The 1,968-nt window shown below is 56.2% G+C and carries 2 protein-coding genes and 1 pseudogene; 1 reads left to right on the top strand and 2 read right to left on the bottom strand.

Annotation, left to right across the window (positions count from 1 at the left end; translation table 11 throughout):
- Both ACP5E6_RS18790 and ACP5E6_RS18785 read right to left on the bottom strand, forming a co-directional pair.
- The coding region (locus tag ACP5E6_RS18790) for a LysR substrate-binding domain-containing protein (protein ID WP_427956964.1) at positions 1-555 on the bottom strand (555 nt) is incomplete at its 3' end.
- Between the two features lie 114 nt (positions 556-669).
- Positions 670-843: pseudogene (locus ACP5E6_RS18785) on the bottom strand (LysR family transcriptional regulator); the annotation flags it as partial.
- A gap of 240 nt (positions 844-1,083) precedes the next feature.
- On the opposite strand from ACP5E6_RS18785, the gene ACP5E6_RS18780 reads away from it, so the two are divergent.
- On the top strand, positions 1,084-1,968 hold an 885-nt coding region (locus ACP5E6_RS18780; RefSeq protein ID WP_427956961.1), incomplete at its 3' end, for a ribulose-bisphosphate carboxylase large subunit.

Below are 1,968 nucleotides of genomic sequence, written 5' to 3'. Positions count from 1 at the left end.
GCGTTCGAGCGGAAAATCGACCAAATCGATGATCGCGAGACGACCGAGTTTCAGCTCCATCTCCAAGGTATGGAGCGAAACCACGCCGAGCCCTAATCCCGCCATCACCGCGTGCTTGATCGCTTCGTTGCTGCTCATCTCCATGGAATTCTGCAGGCGACCGCCATTTCTATGCAGGAAGCGTTCAAAAGCGTCGCGCGTGCCAGAGCCAGGTTCGCGAATGATGAACCGCTCCTTGACCACGCGCTTGATCGGCACGTTACGCATCGCGCAAAGCGGATGATCGGGGCTTGCTAAGACCACCAGAGGGTTGGGCATGAATGACTGAGAGACCAGATTCGCCCCTTCGGGGGGGACGCCCATAATCGCCATGTCCGGCGCGTTGTCCGCCAATTGTTTCAGCACCGCGTCGCGATTGGTCACGTCGAGATTGACGGTGATGCCGGGGTGGTGGGCGCAGAATCGCGCGAGCAGGTAGGGCGAGAAATACTCCGCCGTGCTGACCACGGAAACATTGAGCACGCCGTGGTGCAGGCCCTTGATATCATCGAGCATATTTTCGAATTCATCGATCCGCTGCGCGATGTCGCGACAGAACGCCGCCAGCTCGCGCCCGATCTCGGTGGGCGAAATTCTGCGACCGATATGCTCGAAGAGCGGGCTGCCAATCTGGTCTTCGAGCTGTTTGATTTGGTTGGAGACGGCTGGCTGCGTCAGATGCAGCTCTTCGGCGGTGCGCGTGAAGCTGCCGGTGCGGGCGACGGCCTCGAACAGCGCCAGTTGGCGCAGGGTGAAGTTGCGCCGCCGTGGTGTTTTGGGGCGCGGTTTGATTTCAGTATTCATAAACCGTGATCGCTTGCATAAGAATTATATATTTTCCATGATCGTCTTAGCCCTGTATGACGTATCGTGGTTGGTCAAGAGAAAAAAGTCTACCCCACCCAGGTTGAGAGAAAACGGTCCGTTCAGTGTTGATCATCCCTTTGTCTGAAGGCTCGTGCCTGGAACGTTTGCCATGGTCTGCCAACGCCGACAGGATCACTGTCGCGTTTAACAACATTATTGCTGACAAGGACGTATGAGATGAGTGGAAAAAAATATAGTGCTGGGGTCAAGGAATACCGACACACCTACTGGACACCGGATTACACGCCACTCGACACCGATATTTTGGCCTGCTTCAAAATCACGCCGCAGGCCGGGGTTGATCGTGAAGAAGCCGCCGCCGCCGTCGCAGCCGAATCCTCAACCGGCACATGGACCACCGTGTGGACCGACCTGCTGACCGACCTTGATTACTATAAAGGCCGCGCCTACCGAATCGAGGACGTGCCGGGTGATGACACCTGTTTTTATGCCTTCATTGCCTATCCGATCGACCTGTTCGAGGAAGGCTCCGTCGTTAACGTGTTCACATCGTTGGTGGGCAACGTGTTTGGCTTTAAGGCCGTGCGCGCGCTGCGCCTTGAGGATGTGCGTTTCCCCATCGCTTATGTGAAAACCTGCGGCGGCCCGCCTTGCGGCATTCAGGTTGAACGCGACAAACTCAATAAATATGGCCGACCGCTGCTCGGCTGCACGATTAAGCCGAAGCTCGGTCTATCGGCAAAAAACTATGGTCGCGCAGTCTATGAGGCCTTGCGCGGTGGTCTTGATTTCACCAAGGACGATGAAAACGTCAATAGCCAACCTTTCATGCGCTGGCGTGAGCGTTTCGACTTCGTGATGGAAGCGATCCATAAATCCGAAGCCGAAACCGGCGAGCGTAAGGGCCATTATTTGAACGTCACGGCGCCGACGCCTGAGGAGATGTATAAGCGCGCTGAATACGCCAAGGAGATCGGTTCGCCGATCATCATGCACGACTTCATCACCGGCGGCTTCACCGCTAACACCGGCCTTGCCAATTGGTGCCGCAATAATGGCATGATGCTGCATATCCATCGCGCGATGCATGCGGTGATCGAC

The organism is Acidiphilium sp. (assembly GCF_049977125.1).
In the GTDB taxonomy this organism is placed as follows: Bacteria; Pseudomonadota; Alphaproteobacteria; order Acetobacterales; family Acetobacteraceae; genus Acidiphilium.
The sequence above is the reverse complement of the archived record's forward strand: the minus strand, read 5'-3'. Positions and strand labels throughout refer to the sequence as shown.